The organism is Arthrobacter sp. JCM 19049, from assembly GCF_001310435.1.
The window spans coordinates 1-1,590 of the sequence record NZ_BAXF01000487.1; the positions used below are offsets into that span (position 1 = coordinate 1).

The window sequence follows — 1,590 nt, forward strand, 5'->3', positions numbered from 1 at the left end:
CAGCACCGCCGAGAGGGTCGGGCCGATGCACGGGGCCCAGCCCAGGCCCGAAGGTCAGCCCGAGCACCGGAGCTCCCCACAACCCGGCCGGGGCCGGCGGTGGATCTTGCGGTCGCGCTGCAGGAAGGAGATCCCGCCCATGAACACCACGCCCATGATGATCACCACCACGCCCAGCAGCTGGGTCACCCAGGCGCCGTTGAAGCGCATCCACGCGGTCACCTGGCTGAAGAGCACGCCGGCGGAGATGAACACCACCGAGAACCCCAGGATGAACAGCAGCACCCCGGCCAACACCCGGCCGCGGCGGTGTTCACGCAGGTCCGCCCCGGTCAGCCCGGTGACGTATCCCAGATACCCGGGAACCAGCGGCAGCACGCAGGGAGAGAGGAAGGAGACCAGCCCGGCCAGCAGGGCCACCGGTCCGGCAAGAAACAGCGACCCGTCCAGCGCGATCTGGGAAAACTGGTTGGTCGTCACGGCCAGGTTCACAGTTCCTCGTTCAGTCCAGACTTGATCAGGGCACGCAGGGTGGTTTCCTCCACGGCACCGATCACCCGGGCGCGCACCCGGCCCTGGCGGTCGAGCACCAGGGTGGTGGGCACCGCCTGCAGCGGCACGTATTGGGTCATGGCCAGCTGGATCTTCCCGTCGGTGTCCTGCACGGACTCATAGGGGATCTTGAAGGTGCGTTCGAAGGCCAGCGCCGCTTCCTTCTCATCACGCACGTTCACGCCCAAGAAATGGACCTTTTCCCCGAATTCCTCGCTGAGCTTGCGCAGGTGTGGGGCCTCGATGCGGCACGGGGCGCAGGCGGCGTACCAGAAGTTCATGACCACCGGGGCGCCTGGAACTGGGCCAGCTCCACCTTGGTGCCCTGATAGGTGCTGGCGCTGATCTGCACCGGGTCGGTGCGCTTTTCGACCGCGTATTCCTCCACCGCGCCGTCCCCGGCGATGTAGTTCTTGTTGTCCCCGCTGCGGGCCTGTTCGGCCAGCGGGTCATCGGTGGCGCAGGCGGCCAGCGGAATCACCGCGGCGGCCAGGAACGCCGAACGCAACAGGCTCCGCCGCCCGATGCGTGCTGCGGGATTCGACGAATCAGTCATGGGTGTCAGGCTCCAGGGATGTTTGCGGCACCGGCCAGCAGGTCGGCGCACGGTTCGTGGTACGACAGGTTCACCAACTGGTCGTCCGAGAATTCAAAACTGGTGATCGAGGTCAGCGTGCATTCGCGCTGGCGCGGATCATGCCACAGGCGCTGGCCCTGGGAGGCGCGGCGGGTCACCCAGATCGGCAGCTGGTGGGAGACGATGACCACCTCGGCGCCGTCCCCGGCCTCGGCGACCGCGGCCTTGCGGTGCTCCTGCATGGCCAGGCGCATCCGATCGACCTGTTCGCTGTAGGGTTCGCCCCAGGAGGGCTTGAGCGGTTGATGATGTAGGGCCAGTAGCGCGGCTCCCGCAGGCGGTTGGCAATGCGGGATAGACCCTCAAAACGGTTCCCGGCCTCGATGACCCGCTCATCGGTGAGGATCGGCAGCTCCAGGGCCGCGGCGGTGGGGGGCAGCGGTTTGCTGGGCCCGCAGCAG

1 protein-coding gene and 2 pseudogenes are annotated in these 1,590 nt (G+C 67.5%); all 3 read right to left on the bottom strand.

The window, feature by feature from the left end; translation table 11 throughout:
• Positions 1–486, bottom strand: a pseudogene (locus JCM19049_RS13660) (cytochrome c biogenesis CcdA family protein); the annotation flags it as partial.
• A gap of 2 nt (positions 487–488) precedes the next feature.
• A pseudogene (locus tag JCM19049_RS23595) lies at positions 489–1,108 on the bottom strand (TlpA family protein disulfide reductase).
• A gap of 5 nt (positions 1,109–1,113) precedes the next feature.
• Positions 1,114–1,485, bottom strand: a complete 372-nt coding sequence (locus tag JCM19049_RS13670) for a histidine phosphatase family protein (RefSeq protein WP_374700318.1) — start codon at positions 1,483–1,485, stop codon at positions 1,114–1,116.
• Between the last annotated feature and the right edge of the window lie 105 nt (positions 1,486–1,590).